Origin of the sequence: Parahoeflea alexandrii, assembly GCF_027214025.1 — a bacterium.
In the GTDB taxonomy this organism is placed as follows: Bacteria; Pseudomonadota; Alphaproteobacteria; order Rhizobiales; family Rhizobiaceae; genus Hoeflea; species Hoeflea alexandrii_A.
In genome coordinates, this window is the sequence record NZ_JAPWHB010000002.1 from 65,020 (window position 1) to 87,285 (window position 22,266).

General features: G+C 62.4%; 16 protein-coding genes and 1 pseudogene. 2 read left to right on the forward strand and 15 right to left on the reverse strand.

Annotated elements, in window-relative coordinates; translation table 11 throughout:
• Positions 1 to 16: 16 nt before the first annotated feature.
• The 10 genes from tatC to O4H62_RS06570 form a co-directional block, all read right to left on the reverse strand.
• A complete protein-coding gene (gene tatC, locus O4H62_RS06525; RefSeq protein WP_269387536.1) occupies positions 17 to 817 on the reverse strand; it encodes a twin-arginine translocase subunit TatC in 801 nt (266 codons plus the stop codon).
• A gap of 32 nt (positions 818 to 849) precedes the next feature.
• A complete protein-coding gene (gene tatB / locus O4H62_RS06530; protein WP_269386443.1) occupies positions 850 to 1,557 on the reverse strand; it encodes a Sec-independent protein translocase protein TatB in 708 nt (235 codons plus the stop codon).
• Between the two features lie 41 nt (positions 1,558 to 1,598).
• Positions 1,599 to 1,802, reverse strand: a complete 204-nt coding sequence (locus O4H62_RS06535) for a twin-arginine translocase TatA/TatE family subunit (RefSeq protein WP_269386445.1) — start codon at positions 1,800 to 1,802, stop codon at positions 1,599 to 1,601.
• A 38-nt stretch (positions 1,803 to 1,840) separates the two neighbouring features.
• The gene (locus O4H62_RS06540; RefSeq protein ID WP_430538405.1) at positions 1,841 to 2,959 is read right to left on the reverse strand and encodes an ABC transporter ATP-binding protein; all 1,119 of its coding nucleotides are present in this window, start codon (positions 2,957 to 2,959) and stop codon (positions 1,841 to 1,843) included.
• Positions 2,960 to 2,994: 35 nt separating this feature from the next.
• Positions 2,995 to 3,681 (reverse strand): SMC-Scp complex subunit ScpB, encoded by a 687-nt coding sequence (gene scpB, locus O4H62_RS06545; RefSeq protein ID WP_269387539.1) that lies wholly within the window; start codon positions 3,679 to 3,681, stop codon positions 2,995 to 2,997.
• A 68-nt stretch (positions 3,682 to 3,749) separates the two neighbouring features.
• Entirely contained in the window at positions 3,750 to 4,550 is an 801-nt protein-coding gene (locus O4H62_RS06550) for a segregation and condensation protein A (RefSeq protein WP_269387541.1), read from the reverse strand.
• An 87-nt stretch (positions 4,551 to 4,637) separates the two neighbouring features.
• On the reverse strand, positions 4,638 to 5,654 hold the full coding sequence (gene nagZ / locus O4H62_RS06555; protein WP_269386447.1) for a beta-N-acetylhexosaminidase: 1,017 nt from the start codon (positions 5,652 to 5,654) through the stop codon (positions 4,638 to 4,640).
• Between the two features lie 108 nt (positions 5,655 to 5,762).
• Positions 5,763 to 8,900, reverse strand: coding sequence for an SPOR domain-containing protein (locus tag O4H62_RS06560; protein ID WP_269386448.1), 3,138 nt, complete (start codon positions 8,898 to 8,900; stop codon positions 5,763 to 5,765).
• A gap of 60 nt (positions 8,901 to 8,960) precedes the next feature.
• Positions 8,961 to 10,721, reverse strand: a complete 1,761-nt coding sequence (gene argS / locus O4H62_RS06565) for an arginine--tRNA ligase (RefSeq protein WP_269386449.1) — start codon at positions 10,719 to 10,721, stop codon at positions 8,961 to 8,963.
• Positions 10,722 to 10,787: 66 nt separating this feature from the next.
• On the reverse strand, positions 10,788 to 11,993 hold the full coding sequence (locus tag O4H62_RS06570) for a deoxyguanosinetriphosphate triphosphohydrolase (protein WP_269386451.1): 1,206 nt from the start codon (positions 11,991 to 11,993) through the stop codon (positions 10,788 to 10,790).
• A 139-nt stretch (positions 11,994 to 12,132) separates the two neighbouring features.
• Here O4H62_RS06570 and erpA point away from each other — a divergent pair, with 139 nt between their 5' ends.
• Positions 12,133 to 12,468, forward strand: a complete 336-nt coding sequence (gene erpA / locus O4H62_RS06575) for an iron-sulfur cluster insertion protein ErpA (protein ID WP_269386452.1) — start codon at positions 12,133 to 12,135, stop codon at positions 12,466 to 12,468.
• Between the two features lie 64 nt (positions 12,469 to 12,532).
• Positions 12,533 to 13,315: an exodeoxyribonuclease III gene (gene xth, locus O4H62_RS06580; protein ID WP_269387543.1), complete on the forward strand. Its 783-nt coding sequence runs from the start codon at positions 12,533 to 12,535 to the stop codon at positions 13,313 to 13,315.
• Positions 13,316 to 13,748: 433 nt separating this feature from the next.
• Here the strand turns inward: xth and O4H62_RS06585 are convergent, their stop codons facing one another.
• The 5 genes and pseudogenes from O4H62_RS06585 to O4H62_RS06605 all read right to left on the reverse strand — a co-directional run bounded on the left by O4H62_RS06585 (position 13,749) and on the right by O4H62_RS06605 (position 22,076).
• Positions 13,749 to 14,546 carry a tetratricopeptide repeat protein gene (locus O4H62_RS06585; protein WP_269386454.1) on the reverse strand — a complete coding sequence of 266 codons (798 nt, stop codon included), beginning with the start codon at positions 14,544 to 14,546 and terminating at the stop codon, positions 13,749 to 13,751.
• The gene (ilvD, locus tag O4H62_RS06590) at positions 14,533 to 16,257 is read right to left on the reverse strand and encodes a dihydroxy-acid dehydratase (protein ID WP_269386456.1); all 1,725 of its coding nucleotides are present in this window, start codon (positions 16,255 to 16,257) and stop codon (positions 14,533 to 14,535) included. The genes O4H62_RS06585 and ilvD overlap by 14 nt, the downstream gene beginning before the upstream one ends.
• Positions 16,258 to 16,635: 378 nt before the next feature.
• Entirely contained in the window at positions 16,636 to 19,449 is a 2,814-nt protein-coding gene (locus O4H62_RS06595) for a valine--tRNA ligase (RefSeq protein WP_269386458.1), read from the reverse strand.
• 307 nt (positions 19,450 to 19,756) lie between these two features.
• A pseudogene (locus O4H62_RS26505) lies at positions 19,757 to 19,969 on the reverse strand (PopZ family protein); the annotation flags it as partial.
• A gap of 772 nt (positions 19,970 to 20,741) precedes the next feature.
• On the reverse strand, positions 20,742 to 22,076 hold the full coding sequence (locus tag O4H62_RS06605; protein WP_430538389.1) for a TolC family outer membrane protein: 1,335 nt from the start codon (positions 22,074 to 22,076) through the stop codon (positions 20,742 to 20,744).
• Positions 22,077 to 22,266 lie beyond the last annotated feature (190 nt).

Here is a 22,266-nt window from a genome sequence, read left to right on the forward strand (position 1 = left end):
CACATCAATCCGGAGCTCAGGCGTCCCGATCGGCATCGGTGGCCGCCGCCGATGCTGAATCAGCTTCCGCCAAGGCCGCATTGGCTGCGCGCTGGCGCTCCACGAGTCGGGCGCAATAGATGGCAATCTCGTAAAGAAGGATGGTTGGCAGCGCAAGCCCGATCTGGGAGACCGGGTCCGGCGGCGTCAGGATGGCGGCCGCGATGAAGGCGGCAACGATGGCATATTTTCGCTTATCCTTCAGCCCCTCACTGCTGACCAGCCCGACACGCGCCAGCAACGTGGTCACCACCGGCAACTGGAACACCAGACCGAAGGCGAAGATCAGGGTCATGATCAGCCCGAGATACTCCGAGACCTTGGGAAGCAGCATGATCGAGGCCTCGCCGGATCCGCCCACCTGCTCCATCGACAGAAAGAACCACATCACCATCGGCGTGAAGAAGAAATAGACCAGCGCCGCCCCCAACAGAAACAGAATCGGCGACGCGATCAGGAACGGCAGGAAGGCGCCCCGCTCGTTCTTGTAAAGCCCCGGCGCCACGAATTTGTAGATCTGCGCGGCAATAATCGGAAACGCCAGCACAAGCCCGCCGAACATGCCGATCTTGATCTGGGTGAAGAAGAACTCCTGCGGCGCCGTGTAGATCAACTCGATCTTGCGATCGGTCATACCGGCCCAGTCGACGGCCCAGGTAAACGGCTGGACGAGCAGGTTGAACAACGGTTTCGCAAAGGAGAAGCACAACAGGAAGGCCACGAAGAAGGCGCCAATCGCCCACATCAGGCGATTGCGCAACTCCATCAGGTGCGCCATCAGCGGCTGCGGCTTGTCATCGATGTCGTCGGTCACGCCTGGCCCTCGCCTTGCTTGGGTTTCTTGGCGCGAGGCGCACTTTTGGCCGCAGCCGGCTTCTCTGGCGCTTTCGCCGTGGTGCTCGCGGTCGTGGTCTTTGTCGCTGATTTGGGCGCTGCGGATTTGGATTTGGGGGCTGCAGCTTTCGGAGCCGCGGCCGCCTTTGCCTTTGCAGGCGCGGCTTTCACGGAAGCCGCGGACTTGGCGGTCTTCGTCGCTGCCGGCTTGGCCGCAGGCTCTTTCGCCGCAGCAGCGGGCTTGGAAGCGGATTTGTCCGAAACCTCGGAGGTCTTTGCCGCCGGCATGTCCGGCTTGAACTCGGGTGGACCATCCGCAAGCTTCATCGTCGGCTCGGGAGCCGACATCTTCGGCGGCTCCTGCGGTGTCGATGAAGGTGTATTGACCGCTTTTTCCAGGTCCGCCTTGATGTCCTTTGCCGTGTCCTTGAGCGGATTCACGGCATCGCGAATGCTCTGCATCGGATTGAGCTTGCGCGCGTCGTCAAACGTCTTCTTGACGTCGTCGAGCTCCGCTTCACGCAACGCCTCGTCGAACTGCCCGCGAAACTCCGAAGCCATGCCCCGGAGTTTCTTGGTGGTTCGCCCGAAGGCACGCAGCATGGGTGGCAGGTCCTTCGGACCAACCACGATGATCAGCACAATGGCTACGACCAGAAGCTCCGGCCAACCGATGTCGAACATTCAGGCGTCTCCTCACCCGTCAGGGCAACGGGATTGGGATATCAGCCGCGATCCTTGGCTTCTTCGGCCTTGCTTTCGACGGTCTTGGTTTCGGCTGGCGGGGTTTCGTCCTCGCCCATGCCTTTTTTGAAGCTCTTGATACCCTTGGCAACATCGCCCATCAGTTCCGGGATCTTGCCGCGGCCGAAAAGAAGCAGAACGACGACCAGAACGATTAGCCAATGCCAAATGCTGAATGAACCCATGATACTCTCCTGTATGCACCTACCCTGATTTAGGGTGTTTATCCGCTTCTTTCAAACACCAAAATGTCACGCTCGTTGACGGTAACCGATACGTCGCGGACGCCGCCCCTCAATTGACCTGCGCGAATGCGCGCGTCAATCGGGTTTTCTCCGCCCGCAACCACCACCGTCACCAATTCCTCCACTCCGAGGAATCGCCGCGCCACAATCCGTGCCGACACGCCACAAGGCGTTTCCGTAACTTCAACGCCCGGAAGCCTTATGGCAATCGAGACGTTAGCACCATCTCTAAAACCCCTTGCCGCCACCGGACCCAGCGGCGTCGGCGCGGATTCGCTCGAAACCGTGCTCTCGAAGATGTTGATTTCAGAAAAGAATCCGGCCGCAAAAAGATTGGCCGGACGATGGTAGAGGTCTTCCGCCGTGCCGACCTGTTCCAGTGCGCCATCCTTCAGGAGCGCAATCCGGTCGCCCATCCGCATGGCTTCCTCGGCATCATGGGTGACCACGATGGCAGTGGCCCGCGCCTCGCGCAGGATCGCCAGCGTCTCGGCCCTGACACTGTCCTTGAGCCGCGAATCGAGACCGGAAAACGGCTCATCCATCAGCAACACCGCCGGCCTTGGCGCCAGCGCCCGCGCCAGCGCCACGCGCTGCTGTTCGCCGCCCGACAGCGCATGCGGGTAATTGTCGGCGTAATGCACCATGCCTACGCGGTCGAGGGCGGCGAGCGCTTCCCGCTTCGCATCCGCACTCGACAACGCGGTCAGTCCGAATTTCACATTGTCGAGGATGGTCAGGTGCGGAAACAGCGCGAAATCCTGGAACATCAGGCCGATGCCACGCCGTTCGGGCGGCAGGTTGACCTGAGGCCCGGCGATCTCGCGGTCGTTGAGCAGCAGCCGTCCGCGGTGCAAGGGCTCGATCCCCGCCGCTAGCCTCAAGAGAGTTGTCTTGCCCGAGCCCGACGGGCCGAGCAGGCACAGCACCTCGCCTGGTTCCGCCGCCAGCGTCACGCCGCGCAGTGTCGGAAGCTCACCATAGGAATGATGAACATCCTCGAAGGCCAGACGCGCGGCAAAGGTAACACCGGCCGTCCTGCGCGCGATCGCCGTTCTTGTCTGCTGTGTAACGATGGTCGGAACCCTTGCAATCAGCTTCAAGCGCCCCGGAAAGTTCCGGGACCGGACGCTTAGTCCTCCGCTTCACCCATCGGTGTCAAGAGACCGAGCTCTTCCAGGTCCATTTGGGTGATCGGATCTTCGTCCTCGGTCAGTTCGTCGCCGGAAGGCAGAAGCGGCGGCTGGAAGTTCGAAGGCACCCGTCCCGACAGCAGACCCGCGCCCTTGAGCTCGTCCATTCCGGGCAGGTCGCGCAAGTCTTCAAGGCCGAAATGATCGAGAAACGCCATCGTCGTGCCGTAGGTCACCGGTCGGCCCGGCGACCGCCGCCGGCCGCGCATCTTCACCCAGCCTGTCTCCAGAAGCACATCCAGCGTCCCCTTGGAGGTCGCCACGCCGCGCACATCCTCGATCTCCGCCCGCGTCACCGGCTGGTGATAGGCGATGGTCGAAAGCACTTCGAGGCCGGCACGCGACAGTTTCTTCACCTCTGTCTCGTCCTGCCGGATCAGGAAACCCAGATCGGCCGCTGTCCGGAACGCCCAGGCATCGCCGATCCGGACCAGATTGACCCCACGCGAGGCATAGCGCTCGGCCAGCCGCTCCATCACCACTCTTACGGGCGTGTCCTGCGGCAGCTTGCCGGCAATCAGTTTCTCCGCAACCGGTTCGCTCGAGGCAAACACCAGTGCTTCGGCGACGCGTTCCGCCTCATGCAGGGCACGATCCTTGAGCGCATCCAGGGCGTCCGATCCCATCACATTGTCCTCTGCGTCATCCGCTTCCGCCCCGAAGGCGAACGCGGTGCTGTGGCCCGGGTCCATTGTCATGCTTTGCTCCCTGCGCTGACGGCAGCGTGTTGCGGCCGTCGCATGAAGATTGGCTGGAACGCGCCATCCTGACGAATTTCAAGCCGCCCTTCCCGAACCATCTCGAGACTGGCGGCAAACGAGCTGGCGATCGCCGTAGTCCGCTCTTCCGGATCGGACAGATAGCGCAGCAGATACTGGTCGAGCGCGGTCCAGTCCGCGAGCTCGCCGATCAGCCGGAACAGGATCACCCGGGCATCGCTGAGCGACCAGACGCGCCGGCGCGAAATCGTCACCTGGGTAATGGTCTGGCGCTGCTTCTGGGCAGCATAGGCCGTCAGGAGGTCGTAAAGCGTCGCGTCGAAGTTTGACGTCTTGTCGATCACCATCGGTTCGGGCGCGCCGCGCGCGAATACGTCGCGGCCCAACCGGTTGCGGTTGACCAGCCGCGTCGCGGCTTCCCGCATCGCTTCCAGCCGCTTGAGCCGGAAGGCGAGCTGTGCCGCCATTTCCTCGCCACTCGGCTCGTCGCCCTTGGATGCCTGCGGGATCAGCAGCTTTGACTTGAGATAGGCGAGCCAGGCCGCCATCACCAGGTAATCGGCCGCAAGCTCGAGTCTGAGCGCGCGGGCCTTTTCGACGAATTGCAGATATTGTTCGGCCAGCGCCAGCACCGAAATCCGCGCCAGGTCCACCCGCTGGGTGCGCGCCAGATGCAGCAGCAGATCGAGCGGTCCTTCAAAGCCCGCGACATCGATCACCAGCGCCGGATCACCGGTTGCCCGGTCAGCAGCGGCATCTTCCCACATGACGTCCATGGGCGTCCTGCCCTGGGCCGTCTTGCCGGGATTGCCAGCGCTTTGCCGGTTGCCGTTGTTCACACCTGCCGCCTTTCACATCTGGGGTTAGGAGGCCGCCATCAACCCCTCGAATTCATCACGCAATGCTGCCTCGTCGCTGTCATCGGGAGCACGGAATGCCGCCATGACGCTCCTGGCGCGCCGCAGGCTCTCGCCGCTGAGCTCCGGGGTGACCGACGCCACCGCTTCCATTTCGGCCCGATCGCCATTGCAGTGCAATGTGACATCGCATCCCGCGGCAAGAATTGCACTGGTCCTTGTGGCGAAATCCCCAGAAAGCGCGTTCATCGACACATCGTCGGACATTAAAAGCCCGTCAAAGCCGATTTCGCCGCGGATCACCTCGTCGACCACGCGACGCGACGTCGTCGCCGGATTATCCGGGTCTATATCAGTAAACACCACATGCGCCGACATCGCCATCACCTCGCCGGCAAGCGCCTTGAACGGAACGAAGTCACGCGCCGACAGTTCCGCCCGGGATGCCTGAACACGCGGCAATTCGTAATGCGTGTCGGCACCTGCGCGTCCGTGTCCGGGAATATGCTTGATCACCGGCAACATCCCGCCTGCCTTCAGCCCTTCCGCGGCCGCAGCACCGAGGGTGCAGACCACGTCCGGCGTGATCCCGTAGGCACGGCTGCCGATCACCTCGTGTCCGCCAGGCGAAGGCACATCCAGCACCGGCAGGCAGTCGACGCTGATCCCGAGCGGGTAAAGATCGAAGGCATGCAGCCGCGACATGATCCATGTCGCCCGCAGGCCGGCATCCCGGTTGGCCAGGTAAAGCGCGCCGAGATCCGCCCCGGACGGATATTGCGGCACCAGCGGCGGCTTGAACCGCTGCACCCGCCCGCCTTCCTGGTCGATCAGCACCGGCGCGTCAGGCCGTCCAACGCTTTCGCGCAGGCTGGCAGTCAGATCCGCGACCTGGGCAAGACTTGCGATGTTGCGGCCGAAGAGAATGAAACCCCATGGCCGTGTATCGGCAAAGAAGGCTGCTTCCTCGGCAAGAAGCTCAGGTCCCGCGCATCCGAATATGACTGCTTTTGATTCGCTCATGGCGCAATGGTAGTCGAACTGCGGGCATTTGACAGTCAGGCATCACCGGAAGAGCCGACATGAAAAGGCCGCGCATCCTGTGCGCGGCCCCCTTGTTTCAGCGCGCAATCAGCGCGAGACGAAGCAGCTGCCGCCCGCGGCCTTGTAGCGGCTGCAAAGCGCATTGGCCTGGTCCCGGGAGCCGGCGGGTATCCTGACCCGGTGAAACACGCCCTTGCCCGGAATGTCCGCGCGCTGGATGTCGACACCGAGCCCGCCCAGAACCGAACTGTAGCGGCTCGACAGGGTCCGCCAGGACGCCTGGGCGCCTTCCGCGGTCGGCTGGGAGGCGATCTGCACATAGTACCCACCGGGATTGGCAGCGGGCGCGGCGGTGGCAGGAGCCGAAGCAACGGCGACCGGCTCTGCGGCGGCGGGTGCCGCGGGCACAGCGGGTGCGGCCGGCGCGGCGCCGACCCGACCCTCCTGGCTGACCGTCCCGACCACATTGACCGGCTGGTCCGCCGGACGGCCTTGCGGAACCGGCGCATTGGCCACGGGACGGATCAGCTGGGTCGTGACCACGCGCACCGGGGCAACGGTGCCCTCGGTCGCGGCAACATCCGTGCCTGCAGCCTGTTCCGGCTCTGACACGACGGTTTCTGCCGACGGCTGCGCCGCAACAGCCTCGGGAACCTGCCCCGGCTCAACGGAAAGCGCCGGTTCCGGTGCGGCTGCGGCCAGGGTCTGCGGAGCCGCTTCGGGGGCCGATGCCTCCGGCTCCGACACTTCCCGCGCCACGATGGAACCATCCGGCTTGACGATCATGGTGCGCACCTTGCGCGGTGACACAACGGGGGCAGCGGCCGCATCCGGCGTGGCTTCGTCACCACCGCTGTCCGCCGACAGCCGTTCCTCGGATTTGACCGCGAAGTCCGATCGGCCTTCAAGCGGCAGGATTTCCGGATCGAGAGTCCGCTGAACCACATCCACCGGCTCTTCTGCAGAATTCACCAGCGCCGGCTGCCCGGGGGAAGCCCCCTCGCCGCCTGCGACACGGTCGTAGACCGCCTTGTCCTGGTTGGGTACGGTCACGCCACCCGGATTTTCGGGAAGAACCTTGACCGGATCCTTGTCTGCCCGGATGATCCGCGGTCCGCCGTCAGCGGTGGTCTCATCACCCGACAGCATGCTCCAGCCAAATGCGGCAACGCCGGCCAGCAACGCCAGCCCCAGGACTGCGACAGCAAGAACCGGGCCTCGCGACCCGTTGTCAGTGCGCTCATCCCGGCCTGACATGTCCCCGGGGAACTCACCTTCTGCATGCATCGCATTGCCGGCACGCCCCGCAGCCGCGGTGGCAGCAAATCCGGACTGATCGACACCGGCGCCGAGCTCGCGTTCCAGCGCAATATAATCATCCGACATTTCATGGCCGCGCGAAGTGGTTGCAGCACGGCTCCAGTCTTCGGTTGAGCCAAAAGCGGCACCAGCAGCCTCAGCCGGATGTTCGTCCAAACCGGGCTCGTTGCGATCTATGATGTCGGCAAACTCGCGTTCGATCTCGGTCTCGTAATCCGGCTCGAACTGCTGAGGCTCGTCATGCACCAGCTCGGGAACATCGATATCGGTGACGATCTCGACCGTTTCGTCGGATTCGGAAATCAGCTCCGCATCGAAATAATAGTCCGACGAGGCGGAATGTGATCCTCCCGGCTGCACGAGGTGCTCGGTGGTGTCAAAGCCGTCAAGCCAGTCGTCCTGCTCCGGTTCTGTCGAAGCCCCCCCATTCGCAGACCCGTTGCCGGCCGCTCCCGTGACAGGCGCCGCTTCCGCAACCTGATCAACATCTTCCGGCACGAGACCGAGAAAGGCTTCGGCCAGTTCATCCCGCTGCACAGGCTGGACCGGTGCCGGACTGTGCGACAGCCAGTCATCAGCCTCGGAAACCGGTTCCGCGGCTTGCGCCACCTCTACCTCGAGCGGTTCTGCCCAATCATCTTCAGAACCGTCGAAACTGTCTGCCAGCACCTGTTCGAGATCGAGTTCAAAATCATCATCGACATCCGCTTTTGCAACCGGCGGCTCCGCAGCACGTTCGGGCAGACTGATCATGTCGCCGAGTTCATCATCAAGCTCATCGGCTGCAGCTTCTTCGATACTGTCGAGAGACCAATCGGCAGTAGCCCCCCGCGATGCGCTGGCAGCTGATGCTGCCAGACTGCTGAACTCGACACCATCGTTGATCGCGGCAAGCAGTTCCTCGGCAGCGTCATCAAAAATTGCGACCTCGTCATCGAGCGACGCGTCATTGAGCGTATCCAGGGCGGTTTCGACATCAATATCGGCCACTTTATCGCGCGCATCGGCTTGCGCGGCGTCGCCGGTCTCGTAGTGATTTTCGCCGATTTCAACTTCCTGCTTGAATACATCGAGTTCGGTGGACAGATATTCCTCGAAATCCAGCGCGGCCTCATCGCGATCGAAGTCAGACTGCGTTTCAGCCGTCAACACTGCGACATCGGCGCTTTCCGGGCCGAATGAAGGTTTCGAGCTCAGATCAAAGCGAACCATGTCGGCAAGAACTTCATCTCCCATATCAACCGCCGGCGCCATCGCGGACCCTGCTACTGTCTCAAGTCCAGCGGTATCCGCAACCGGTTCATGCGCCTGTCGAGTATCCACGCCCTCAGGCTCCGGACCATTCGCCGGTTCATCCAATACGAATTCATCCTGACCTGTATCCAGCGCCCATTGGCCGTCATCATCAAACGGCTCATCCGCAACCGGATCAGCATCCTGATCCGCCAGCTGATCTGCGCCCTGATCGACCGGGAATTCACTCTCGATGGCCTTGAGCAAGGCATCGGACGACCGCCCCTCGACCGAAAGGAAATCGGCGCTATCGAGCGCCGGCACGTCGTCAACGGGAATTTCCGCCTGGACATCGTAAGGATCGTCATGCTCAGCATCAGGAAGCAACTGCTCGGGCTCCTGATCAAAGACCGTGTCCGCCAGCACGGCATCGAGCGCTTCGTCGGCCTCTATCCGGTCCAGTTCGTCGATGGAAGGCGCCTGCGGCACGTCGAGCTCGCGCATCAACTCCGCCTCGAGGTCGAATTCACTCGACTCCGCGGATTCGTCGGCCTTCACCGTATCCTCGGATGGCCGCTCGTAACCGATGATCCTGGCAAGTTCCGCCAAAGGATCATCGATTTCGGCATCCGGATGCGGGGACCGGGCGTTGTTATCGAATTGATCAGCCATGCATCACTCACATACTCTCGCACACTCTACTGCCAGAGCAATGTGGGGAAAAGGTGTCGTTCAGCGCATTTCTTCGGGTGCATCGGTCCCGGTAATCGCGAGACCTGACTTCAACACCGACGCTACTGCGTACACCAGACCCAACCTGGCAATTGTCGATTGTCTGTTTTTATCATTAACAAACCGCAAACCCGGCTCATCACGACCCTTGTTCCAGTGCGCATGCAGCAGGCTGGCAAGCTCATAGAGATAGAATGCCACCCTGTGCGGCTCCTGTCCGGAGGCCGCGGCCTCGATCATCCGGGGGTATTCGCCGAGTTTGGCAATCAGCGCCAGTTCACTCTCGTGGGCGAGATCCGACAGATCGGCGGAGGCAAGCGTTTCGGGCGAAAGGTCGAGATCCGGGAAGGTTTCGACGGCCTGCCGCATCACCGAAGCGCAGCGCGCATGGGCATATTGCACGTAAAAGACCGGGTTGTCTTTGGAATGCTCGGTGACCTTGGCGAAATCGAAGTCGAGCGATTCAGAGCTCTTGCGGTAAAGCATCATGAAGCGCACCGAATCGACGCCCACCTCGTCGACCACGTCGCGAAGCGTGACGAAATCGCCCGACCGCTTGGACATGCGCACCGGCTCGCCGTTGCGGTAGATCTTGACCAGCTGGCAAAGCAGCACCGTCAGCTTCGCTTCACCCGCCGAAACCGCCTTGGCGACCGCCTCGAGCCGCTTGATGTAGCCGCCATGGTCGGCGCCCAGCACATAGATCATCTCGCTGAAGCCACGTTCGAACTTGTCGCGGAAATAGGCAACATCGGCGGCAAAGTAGGTGTAGCTGCCATCCGACTTGATCAGCGGCCGGTCGATATCGTCGCCGACTTCGGTCGAGCGGAACAATGTCTGTTCGCGATCTTCCCAGTCTTCCGGCGACTGGCCCTTCGGCGGCGGCAGCTTGCCCTTGTAGACATGGCCCTTGAAGGTGAGGTCATTGATGGCGTTGCGGATGGCGCGTTCGCCATCGGCATGCAGGCTGCGCTCGGAAAAGAACACATCGTGCTCGACATTGAGCGCCTTCAGATCGGAGCGGATCATGTCCATCATCGCATCGATCGTGCGGTCCTTGATCAGGGCCATCCGCTCGGCTTCCGGCATCGTCCTGAGCGAGGTGCCGAACTCGTCGGCCAGCTTCTGTCCGACCGGAACAAGGTAATCCCCGGGATAGAGCCCTGCCGGGATTTCACCGATGTCCTCGCCCAGCGCCTCGCGGTATCTCAGATAGACCGACTTCGCCAGCACGTCGATCTGCGAGCCGGCGTCATTGATGTAGTATTCCTTGGTCACCTGGTAGCCGGCAAACCCCATCAGGTTGGCCAGCGCATCGCCGACAACCGCACCGCGGCAATGGCCCACATGCATCGGCCCGGTCGGGTTCGCGGACACATATTCGACATTGACCTTGCGGTCCGCACCCAGGGTGGACCGGCCGTAGTCGGCGCCTTCGCGGATGATCGTCGACACCAGCCGGCGCCAGAACGCCGCTGTCAGCCTGAAATTGAGAAAGCCGGGACCGGCCACGCTTGTCTCCGACACGTCGGCGTCGCCTGCGAACTGGGCCGCGATCATGTCCGCCAGCGCCCGCGGATTCATGCCCAGCGGCTTGGCCAGCACCATCGCCGCATTGGTCGAGATATCGCCATGCGCCGGATCCCGCGGCGGCTCGACGGTCAATCGCTCGAAGCTGACTTCGCCGCCCCTGTCCCTGACCACATCAAGCGCCTCGACGGCCTGCTTGATTCTGTTTTCGAAGTCCTTGAACACATTCATGGCTAAAGTCCGGATATGACGGAGAAACGGGGGCGAAACGGCTGCCCGCCCCAAGGTGAGCGCTGCCTATCGCAATTCCGGCGTATCGTCAAACAAGCGCCGGTGCGCCGCGATCGCGTAGGTGTCGGTCATTCCCGCGAGGTAATCCCTGACCTTCCGCGCCCGCTTGTCCACGGCCATCTCCTCGATCCCCGCGTGCCGGTGCTTCTCCCCCATGGCCGATGGATCTGCCATGAAGGCCGCGAACAGGTCACGGACGATGCGGGTGGCCGACGCCCTCACCCGCATCACGTCGGGATGCCGGTACAAATGACGGTACAGGAACGCCTTGATGTGCCGGTCGGCCTCGACGAATTCTTGTGAGAAATGCGCCATCGTCCGGCCCGCGTGACGCACGTCGTCGGCCGTTTGCGGCTTGATCTCCTTGATATGCGCCTGGGTGACCGCGATCACGTCCTCGACCATCCGGGTGATCTGCCGCCGCATCACCTCGTGGATCAGCCGCGGCTCTTCAAGACCGGGATACCGGTCCCGGACCTCGGCAAGCAAACGCGAAATCAGCGGCAGCTCTTCCAGCATTTCCAGCGTGATCAGGCCGGACCGCAGACCGTCGTCAATGTCATGGGTGTTGTAGGCAATATCATCGGCGATCGCCGCAACCTGGGATTCGAGGCTCGAATGGGTCGCAATCCACAGGTCGTGAGCGGCATTGTACTGCGCGATCGGCTCCGGCACCGGCTTGCTGCCCTGCCCGGTCAGCGGTCCGTTGTGCTTGACCAGCCCCTCGAGCGTCTCCCAGGTAAGGTTGAGCCCGTCGAAGTCGGCGTAGCGTTGCTCGAGCTTGGTGACGATGCGCAGCGACTGTGCGTTGTGATCGAAACCGCCAGCATCCGCCATCAGTTCATCGAGCGCCTCTTCCCCGGTATGGCCGAACGGCGTGTGGCCGAAATCATGCACCAGCGCCACGCCCTCGGCCAGATCCTCATCGAGCTTCAGCGCTCGTGCAAGAGCACGCGCGATCTGCGCCACCTCGATCGTATGGGTCAGCCGGGTGCGGTAGTGATCGCCCTCGTGGGCGACGAACACCTGGGTCTTGTGCTTGAGCCGCCTGAACGCGGTGGTGTGGATGATCCGGTCGCGGTCGCGCTGAAACTCCGAGCGGGTCGGGCTCACCGGTTCGGCAAACAGCCGGCCGCGGCTCGACCACGGATCAACCGCCCAGGGCGCACGCGCCGTGGTTCCGAACCCCAGTTGCTCGATGTCAATTTCCATGCCTATCCCGTCAACAGGCGCCAATCAGATCCCGACTCAGTCCGTCCAAGCATTGACGCCGGGCCAGCGCCTTCATACCTATAGAGCAACTGATTTGAAACCTGTCTCTTCCGGACCTTGACCCCGGCAAGGAGGTACCATGACTGAAAACGCAACCGTCACGCTCTCGGAATCCGCCGCCCGCAGGATCAGGGAAATCGTTTCCGCCGAAGCCGGCAAATCCGCTCTTCGGGTTTCCGTCGAAGGCGGCGGATGTTCCGGCTTTTCCTACAAGTTCGACCTCGCCGACCAGCCCGCCGAAGATGACATCGTGCTTGAAAAGGACGACGCAAAGGTGCTTATCGACCAGGTCTCGCTCGTCTACATGGCCGGATCGGAAATCGATTTCGTCGACAATCTGATGGGCCAGGCTTTCCAGATCAGGAACCCGAACGCCGTCGCCTCCTGCGGCTGCGGCACAAGCTTTTCAGTCTGACCAGTCAAGTCTTGCCCGCCATGGATCCGCGCCCGAGCGGATCGTCTGTTGAAGGATGACCGCCTTGAAAATCGCCACCTGGAACATCAATGGCGTCAAGGCGCGGATCGACAACCTGCAGGCATGGCTGAAGGAGAGCGATCCGGACATCGCCTGTCTGCAGGAAATCAAGTCGGTCGACGAGGGTTTTCCGCGGCTCGAGATCGAAGCGCTCGGCTACCACGTTGAAACTCATGGCCAGAAGGGCTTCAACGGTGTTGCCATCCTGTCGAAGAAAAGCCCCGACGAGGTCAATCGCGGCCTGCCCGGCGACGACGATGATGAACAGGCCCGTTTCATCGAGGCGGTGTTCTCGGTCGATGGCGGTGTGCTGCGCGTCGTCTCGCTGTATCTGCCCAACGGCAATCCCGTCGATACGCCGAAATTTCCCTACAAGCTCTCCTGGATGGAACGGCTGCAAACCTTCGCCAGGGACCGGCTGGCGCTGGAGGAACCGCTGGTGCTCGCCGGCGACTACAATGTCATCCCCGAGCCCGTCGACTGCCACGACCCGAAAGTCTGGGAAGGCGACGCACTGTTCCGTCCCGAATCCCGCAACGCCTTCAGAAAACTCGAAAATCTTGGCTTCACCGACGCGTTGCGTGCGGTCAACGACGCCCCGGAAACCTACACATTCTGGGATTATCAGGCAGGCGCCTGGCCGAAGAACAACGGCATCCGCATCGACCATCTGATGCTCTCGCCCGAGGCCGCAAGCCTTCTGCAATCGGCAACCGTGGAAAAACACGTCCGCGGCTGGGAAAAACCGTCGGACCATGTCCCGGTGGCGATCCAGCTCGACCTCTGATCGCCACCGCCAACGGCGCGGTTCGCGCCCGTGGGCTCGCCAAGCTTGCCAAAGACCCGCAGTGGGTGCATTATTCACCTATGAAACTTGCGCCGCCTTATCGACTGGCATTGAGCATCGGTTTTCTGACCGTGGCGTTTCTTGCGGGTTCGCCCGCTTTCGCCGGACAGGATTGCGAGTGCTTGGGCAATGGCAAGAGGGTCAAGGAAGGCGGTGTGATCTGCCTGCAGATCGGCTCATCCCAGCGCTATCTCGCGCGCTGCGAACGCAATCTCAACAATACCAGCTGGAAGAAGATTTCGGACGGATGTCCGGTGTCTCAAATGTCGCCGTGGACTTCAAGACCGCCGGCTCCGGCACACGGCTGATTCCCCGCACCACTGACAGCCAGCCTGCACCGGAATGCAAAAACTCCGGATAATCCGACGGCTTGTCAGTTCAGGCCCTTGGCCAGCATATCCTGGGCCAGCGCGATGGCTGTGCGCCGGTCGGCTTCCCCAGCCAGCGAGAAGGCGCGCTCCTGCATTGCCTGGATCCAGGCCTTGTCGGAAGCCGGTGACCGTTCAAGCGCGGTGGTCATGAAGGCAAGCCCGCGCACGGTCTGGCCTTCCTCGAACACCACGTTGCCGAGCACCGCTGCGGCGGCGGGATGGCCGCTGACCCGGGCCCGGTTCAGCCATTTCTTCGCCTGCTGGATGTCGTTGGCGCCGCCCTCACCCTGGAGGATCATGCGGCCCAGCCGGTATTGCGCTTCCGGCACGCCGAAGGCTGATGCGGCCTGAAAATACAATTGCCGCGCAGCACCCAGATTGGCCTTGATCGGGCTGCCGGGAATACCCTTCTGATAATAGGTCGCCAGCGACAACAGCGCGTTGACGAAATAGCCGGTGTCCTGCGACCCCGGCTCGACGCCCTGGCGGGCTATATCATCATAGATCTTGAAGGCTTCGTAGTCGTTCTCGACCACGCCGTCGCCATAGGCGTACATGTTGGCAAGCGCCCAGCGCGCGCCGGGATGACCCTTTTCGGCGGCATATTTGTAGGCTTCGACGGCCTCGTCCTTGCGACCCTTCTTGTAGGCGGAAAAACCGAACTTGAACAAATCGAAGGGACCGGATTCGCGGGTGACGCCCGCATTGGGATCCAACGCAAAGGCCTGGCCGCCGCAGCCAACGGCCACGGCAAGCACTAGACCAAAAAGACCCGTCCGGGTGCGACTAGATGTCTGCATAGCAGTGTTTTTCTTTCGCTCCGCCCGGATGGGTAACCGCGCCGTAGCGCGCCGACCCCACCGTCTGGGCGTATTTCCACAGCGCGCCCGATGCGTAATCGGTCTCGCGCGCCGTCCATTTTTCCTTGCGCGCAGCCAGTTCCTCGTCGGACAGCTGCACATTCAATGTGCCGGCAACGGCATCGATCTCGATGATGTCGCCATCCTGCAACAGGCCGATCGGCCCGCCTTCTGCGGCTTCCGGGCCAACATGGCCGATGCAGAAACCGCGGGTTGCGCCGGAGAACCGGCCGTCGGTGATCAGCGCAACCTTGTCGCCCATGCCCTGGCCGTAAAGCGCCGCGGTGGTCGACAGCATTTCGCGCATGCCCGGACCACCCTTGGGGCCCTCGTAGCGGATCACCAGAACTTCGCCTTCCTTGTACGTGCGATTTGTGACCGCATTGAAGCAGTCTTCCTCGGAATCGAAACACCGGGCCGGGCCGGTGAATTTCAGCTTCGACATGCCCGCAACCTTCACGATGGCACCGTCTTCGGCCAGGTTGCCCTTCAGGCCAACGACACCGCCGGTCACCGTGATCGGCTTGTTGGCCGGGTGCACCACGTCCTGCTCGTCATTCCAGCGGACATGCTCCATGTTTTCAGCCAGCGTCCGCCCGGTCACGGTCATGCAGTCGCCGTGAAGATAGCCATGCTCGAGCATGGTCTTCATCAGCACCGGAATGCCGCCGGCCTCGAACATGTCCTTGGCGACATACTTGCCGCCCGGCTTCAGGTTGGCGATGTAGGGTGTGCGTTCGAAAATCTTGGCGACGTCGAACAGATCGAACTCGATGCCGCATTCATGCGCGAGCGCCGGCAGGTGCAGCGCCGCGTTGGTCGATCCGCCGGTTGCCGAAACCACCGCCGCGGCGTTCTCAAGCGACTTCCGGGTGACGATGTCGCGCGGCCGGATCTGCTTGGCGACCAGTTCCATCACCTTCTCGCCCGCCGCATAGCAGAACTTGTCGCGCATGTCGTAGGCCGCCGGCGCACCACAGGAATAGGGCAGCGCCAGTCCGATCGCCTCGGCCACCGTTGCCATTGTGTTTGCGGTGAATTGCGCGCCGCAGGAGCCGGCCGAGGGGCAAGCGGCCTGTTCGATCTCGAGCAGGTCCTCGTCCGAAATGTCGCCGACCGAATGCTGGCCGACGGCTTCAAAGACGTCCTGGATCGTGATCTGCCGGCCGCGGTAGCTGCCGGGAAGGATCGATCCGCCATAAAGAAAGATCGAGGGCACGTTGAGACGGACCATCGACATCATCATGCCCGGCAGCGACTTGTCGCAGCCGGCCAGCCCGACAATGGCGTCGTAGCAATGGCCGCGCATGGTCAGCTCAACCGAATCGGCAATCAGGTCACGGCTGGCCAGCGACGCCTTCATGCCCTGGTGGCCCATGGCGATGCCATCGGTCACGGTAATCGTGCAGAACTCGCGCGGCGTGCCCTTGCCGGCGGCGACGCCCTTCTTGACGATCTGCGCCTGGCGCATCAGCGAAATATTGCACGGCGCCGCTTCGTTCCAGCAGGACGCCACTCCGACCAGCGGCTGGGCAATCTCCTCGCTCGACAGTCCCATCGCGTACAGGAAAGAGCGGTGCGGAGCACGCTCCGGCCCAACCGTCGTGTAACGGCTTGGAAGTTTGGACTTGTCGAATGGTGTGGCGCTCATGAAATCCTCAGACGCGTCTGGCCTCGTTGACCGAGCCGCGGGGCTGGACCGATGCCTTGCCCTGCGCCCCGTTTGTGGCGGGAAATGGGCACAACAAGCCCCCGGAATTTCATAGCAGATGCTTTGAAAAAATGTGTTGCGGATTCGTCACAATTCGTGATCTCCGTCATCCCGATGCTCGGGAATATGCCCGGATTACAATGAAAAGCGGCCCGACCGGAGCAGCCAGCAGGCCCGGCAAGCCAAATCGTTCGGCGATCACCCGGCACCAACAATCGCCCGGCAAACGAAGAAAGGCGGCCCGTTCTGCCGGACCGCCTTTCTGGTGTGCTGGATTACGTTGATCTCAGCCCGCGCTGACCTCAACCGGGCATGATATCACCCTGCCTGCGCGAGCCGGTCGATCGCCGCGCCCAGCTTGTCTTTCTGCCCCAGAAGATCGGCCAGCTTCTCGCGCTCCGCCGCAACCACTTCCGGCTTGGCGTTGGCGACGAATTTCTCGTTGGCCAGCTTGCGTTCGATCTTGTCGACGTCGTCGGCCACCTTGGCCAGCGCCTTCTCGAGCCGCGCCTTTTCGGCACCAAGGTCGATCAGGTCGCCCAGCGGCAGGCAGGCGGTCGCCTCCCCGACCACGATCTGGGCCGATCCGGACGGCACTTCGCTCTCAAGCACGATCTCCGTCACCCGGGCCAGTTGCTGGATTGCCGGCTTGTGGCGCAGCAATCGTTCCTCTGTCGTCGCGGTGGTGCCGACCATGACCAGCGCCGCTTTCGCCGATGGCGGAACATTCATTTCCGAGCGAACCGACCTCAGGCCCGAGACCAGGTCGACCAGCCAGTTGATTTCCGCAGCCGCCGCCTCGTCGGTAAACACCGGTTCCGGCCATGCCGCGTGGCAGGCAAGCCCGGCGCCCGCGCCAGCCAGATGCTCCCAGAGCTCTTCCGTCATGAACGGCATGAACGGATGCAGGAGCTTGACTGCTTCCGCCAGGACATGCGCGGCACAGGCGCGTGCCTCGACCTTGGCCGCTTCGTCTTCGCCGTTGAAAACCGGCTTGAGCAGCTCCAGGTACCAGTCGCAAAGCTGGTTCCAGACAAAGCGATAAAGCGCGCTCGACGCCTCGTTGAACTTGTAGGCCTCGATCGCCGTCTTCACCTCGTTGGCGGTCCGTGTCAGCTCGGTCAGGATCCAGCGGTTGATCGTCAGCTTCGCCGCCGACGGGTCGAAGGCCGGATCCAGCACCGCGCCGTTCATGTCGGCAAAACGGGTGGCGTTCCACAGCTTGGTGCCGAAATTGCGGTATCCGGCAATCCGCGACGGATCGAGTTTCACGTCGCGGCCCTGCGCCGCCATGATCGCCAGCGTGAAGCGCAGCGCATCGGCGCCGTACTCGTCGATCAGCTCCAGCGGATCGATGACGTTGCCCTTGGACTTCGACATCTTGGCGCCGTCCTTGTCGCGCACCAGCGCGTGGACATAGACCGTGTGGAACGGCTCCTCGTCCATGAAGTGAAGCCCCATCATCATCATCCGGGCAACCCAGAAGAAGATGATGTCGAAGCCGGTCACCAGCACGTCGGTCTGGTAATAGCGCGCAAGTTCCGGCGTCTTGTCCGGCCAGCCGAGTGTCGAGAACGGCCACAAGGCGGAGGAGAACCAGGTGTCGAGCACGTCCTCGTCGCGGGTCAGGATCTCGCCCGGCTGGAAGTTCTCGAGCTTCTCCTCGACCCAGGCCTTCCACGGCCCCTCGTGGGCGAGGTAATGCTGGATCGCCGCATCCAGCGCGGTTTCCTCATCCTTCTCGACGAACACCTGTCCATCCGGACCATACCAGGCCGGAATCTGGTGCCCCCACCACAATTGCCGGGAAATGCACCAGGGCTGGATGTTTTCCATCCACTCGAAATAGGTCTTTTCCCAGTTCTTCGGAACGAAGTTGGTCCGGCCCTCGCGCACGCTTTCAATCGCGGGCTTGGCCATCTCGGCGGCATTGACATACCACTGGTCGGTCAGGAACGGCTCGATCGGCACGCCGCCTCGGTCGCCATGAGGAACCATGTGGGTGTGCGGCTCGATGTGATCGAGACAGCCGATCTCATCCATCTTGGCGACGACTTCCTTGCGCGCGGCAAAGCGGTCCATGCCATCGAGCTCTTCCATCACCTCGATCAGCTTGCCCTCGACCTTGAGGTCTTCGAGGAAGTCCTCATTGTCCTTGAGCGCCATCCGCCCGTCGGTGGTCAGGATGTTGATCGCCTTGAGGTGGTGGCGCTTGCCGACTTCGAAGTCGTTGAAGTCATGTGCCGGCGTGATCTTGACCGCGCCGGAACCGGCGGTCTGATCCGCGTAGTCGTCGCCGACAATAGGAATGCGGCGCCCGACCAGCGGCAGAACGACTTCCTTGCCGATCAGGTCCTTGTAGCGGATGTCTTCCGGGTTGACCGCAACTGCGGTGTCGCCAAGCATGGTTTCCGGACGGGTGGTGGCGACGATGATGTAGTCGCGGGTCTCGTAGGTGAAGATCTCGGTGTCCTCGTCATAGGAAACCGGATGCTCATAGGTGACGCCATCGGCGAGCGGGTAGCGGAAGTGCCAAAGGTTTCCCTGGACCTCGACCTGCTCGACCTCGAGGTCGGAAATCGCCGTCAGCAGCTTCGGATCCCAGTTGACCAGCCGCTTGTCCTTGTAGATCAGCCCTTCCTTGTAGAGGCTGACAAACACTTCCAGCACCGCGCGCGACAGCCCCTCGTCCATGGTGAAGCGCTCGCGCGACCAGTCGCACGATGCGCCAAGCCGCTTGAGCTGGTTGAAGATCATGCCGCCGGACTGGTCTTTCCACTCCCAGACCTTTTCGATGAACGCTTCGCGCCCGATCTCGCGGCGGTGGATCTGCCGCTCGGCCAGCTGCCGCTCGACCACCATCTGCGTGGCAATGCCCGCGTGGTCCATGCCCGGCTGCCAGAGCACGTTCTCGCCCAGCATGCGATGGTAGCGCACCAGGATATCCTGAAGCGTGTTGTTGAGCGCGTGCCCCATGTGCAGCGAGCCGGTCACATTCGGCGGCGGGATCACGATGCAAAACGAATCCCGCTCCGGCTGGGCGCCGGCGCCAGCGGCGAACGCATTCGCCTCTGCCCAGCGTGTCGCGATTTTCGGCTCTATGGCCGCGGCGTCATAGGTTTTTTCGAGCATAATCGGGTAACCGTTTGCATCTGAAGGAATAGGACGGTGATAAACCGGAACGGATTGGTGGAGTCAACACAGGCTGCGTCCGACGGAAGCAATGCGATTGCATTCACCGGCCGCACACGCGCCTCAAGCTGCTTGCCCGGATCAACGCGCACCACCGGATTAAAATCCTAGCATTCTTCGATCATGATGGCGTCATGCAATATGCCGCAGCACAACCCCTCCCGCTCCGGCCCGCGTGCACGGACCGACCGGCGCTCGCCCGCAGGCTGTCAGACGATGAAATGACAGCCGTTCAGGGCGACGCGGCTTAGCGGCGATTGCCGCGCGACACGCGCTCGATTTCCTCGCGCACCAGCCGCTCGACCAGGGTGGGCAGATTGTCATCGAGCCACTGGGTCAGCATCGGCCGCAGCATCTCTTCGGCAATCTCGTCGAAAGACCGTCTCTGACCCGCCGCAATGGCCGCATCGAGTTCGCCAAAGGCCGCAGCGACCTTCTCGCCGGTTTGCAGCGATACCAGTTGCCCGCCACCGGACTGCCCAACATTGGACTGCTCGCTACCGGACTGTTCGGCGGCAGGCGCCCGGCCTTCGGAGGTCCGAGGATCTGAGGATGGTGCGGAACGGACAGGCTCGGGCTGTGGTTCTGCCTGCACGGCAACCGGTTCGGCTTCCGTCTGCTTGGCCGCGGCGGCGACAACCTCTGCCAGGGCTTCGACCGGCTCCTCGGAGGTCAAGGCTTCCCGGAGTTCTTCGGCCGCCGCATCCATCACGTCGGCTGCGCCGTCGGAGACTTCCTGGTGAACTTCAGGGCTGTGCACATTCGCTGACCGGCTTTCCGGAACCGCGCGTGCCCGTGCTGCAACGTCGGCGAGCGAAACCGGCTGGGCAACAGGTGCGTCATTGGCGACAGCCCGCTGCCTCTCGGAGGCCTGTTCCCTCTGGTCCATGTCATAGGCATCGTCATCCGCGGCACTCTCGTCAGCATCGTGCTGGCTGAACGCCTCAGCGGAATTAACCGGATTGCCATCCGGTCCAGGCTCGTTGTTTTCGATGATCCTGCGGATGGAAGCCAGGATTTCTTCCATCGACGGTTCGCGCTGCGCGCCGGCCTGTCCCATGATTACGCTCCGTTACTCTCGTCGCCAGGCTCATGCCAACCGGCGAATCACCTTGCCAGCTTATGGCATCGGCCCCGATTTGAGAATCGCGTCCGGCGAAGCTTCGGCGTTCATGCACAGGAATTCACGTCAGGCGCCGCAAAAGCCGGTTCGCGCGCTCGTCAGGACCGGCTCAGCGTCCGTCGACGGTCCGCAGGCCGTACCAGCGGTCCTTGGTCGCTTCATAGTGAACTTCGGGCCGGTAGTTGGCCACCTGCAACCCGAGACGGTCGATGGTCAGCTTGCCGGTTGACGCAAGCACGGAGAAGCTTGCGACGATGGCGTTGCGTTCCGACTGGGAAATCGCTTCCTTGGCGTTGAGCACCGTTTGCTGCGCATTGAGCACGTCAAGCGTGGTGCGCTGGCCGACACGGCGCTCCTCGACCACGCCGTTGAGCGCGAGGTTCGCGGCAGAGAGCTGGGCCCGGTTGGCCTCGATGGTAGCGATTGCGGCCTCCATCTGCGTCCAGGACGACACCACCGACTGCTCGATCGAGCGGCGGGCCGAATCAACCAGTATCCGCTGCTGGCCCAGTTTTTCCTTGGCCTGGCGAACCGATGCCGACGCGGCCCCGCCCTGGTAGAGCGGAATGGTCACCTTGGCCTGGACCGAGCTTGTGCTGATGCCGCCACTGGCCTCGGCAACCGAACCGGTGACCTTGACGCCCGGCAGGAACGTTCCTTCCTCGGACTTCACCTTATAGCCGGCTGCATCGACGCCATAGAGCGCAGCCAGTACGGCCGGATGCTCCTTGGTCCCTTGCGCCACCGCAACATCAATCGAACCAGGAAGCAGCTTGCGTGGCAGCGGAACAGGCTTGAGATTCTTCGGCACCGAACCGACGATCTGGGCATAGACCGCGGCACTGGACTTGGCCTGGGCAACGGCTGCCGTCAGGCTCGCCTTGGCGCCCGCAAGCTGTGCCTCGGCGAGACTCACGTCCGTCCGTGTGCTCTCGCCCACATCGAAGCGGGCGCGGGCAGCAGCGAACTGCTCCTGAAGGAAGGCAATGTTCTGCTTGCGGTAGACGACAATCTGGTTGTCGCGGTTGACGTTCGCATAGGCCTGGACGGTGGCAAGCAGGATGTCGATCTCGGTGCCACGCAGGTTCTCGCGGCCGGCAAAAACCGCAGCTTCCGCCGCACGCACATTGTTGCGGGTCTGGAATCCGTCGAAAAGGGTCTGGCTGATCGAGACGCCGACGCTCGCCGATTTGACGACGCGCCCCTCGGTATTGACGACTGATGTGCTCGCTTCCGCGCCGATGATCGGGCGGTATCCCGATTTCGCCAGCGCCACACCTTCGTCGGTAGCGCGAAGGCCGGCACGTGCGGCGTTGAGATCGGGGTTGTTCTCGTAGGCTTTGGCCATCGCCTGATAGATCGTTTCGGCAAAAACCGGCTGAGGAGCCAGGGCCATCATCGAAACGACGGCAACGCAGGCGAGTGAATTCTTGACAAATGACACGAGTATGTACTCCAGCATGCGCGAAAACGGTGCCCCCGATCTGGCGCAGGACACTATCATGGTGTTCCGACAATATATGATGTGTAGCGCCGCAGGACGCAATCGCGCACAGTGAATAATCGTTCACTAATCCCCACCAAGTTGCCATCGCGCAACAGCGCGACAATTGGCAGCACGTTTGGCTCGCTTG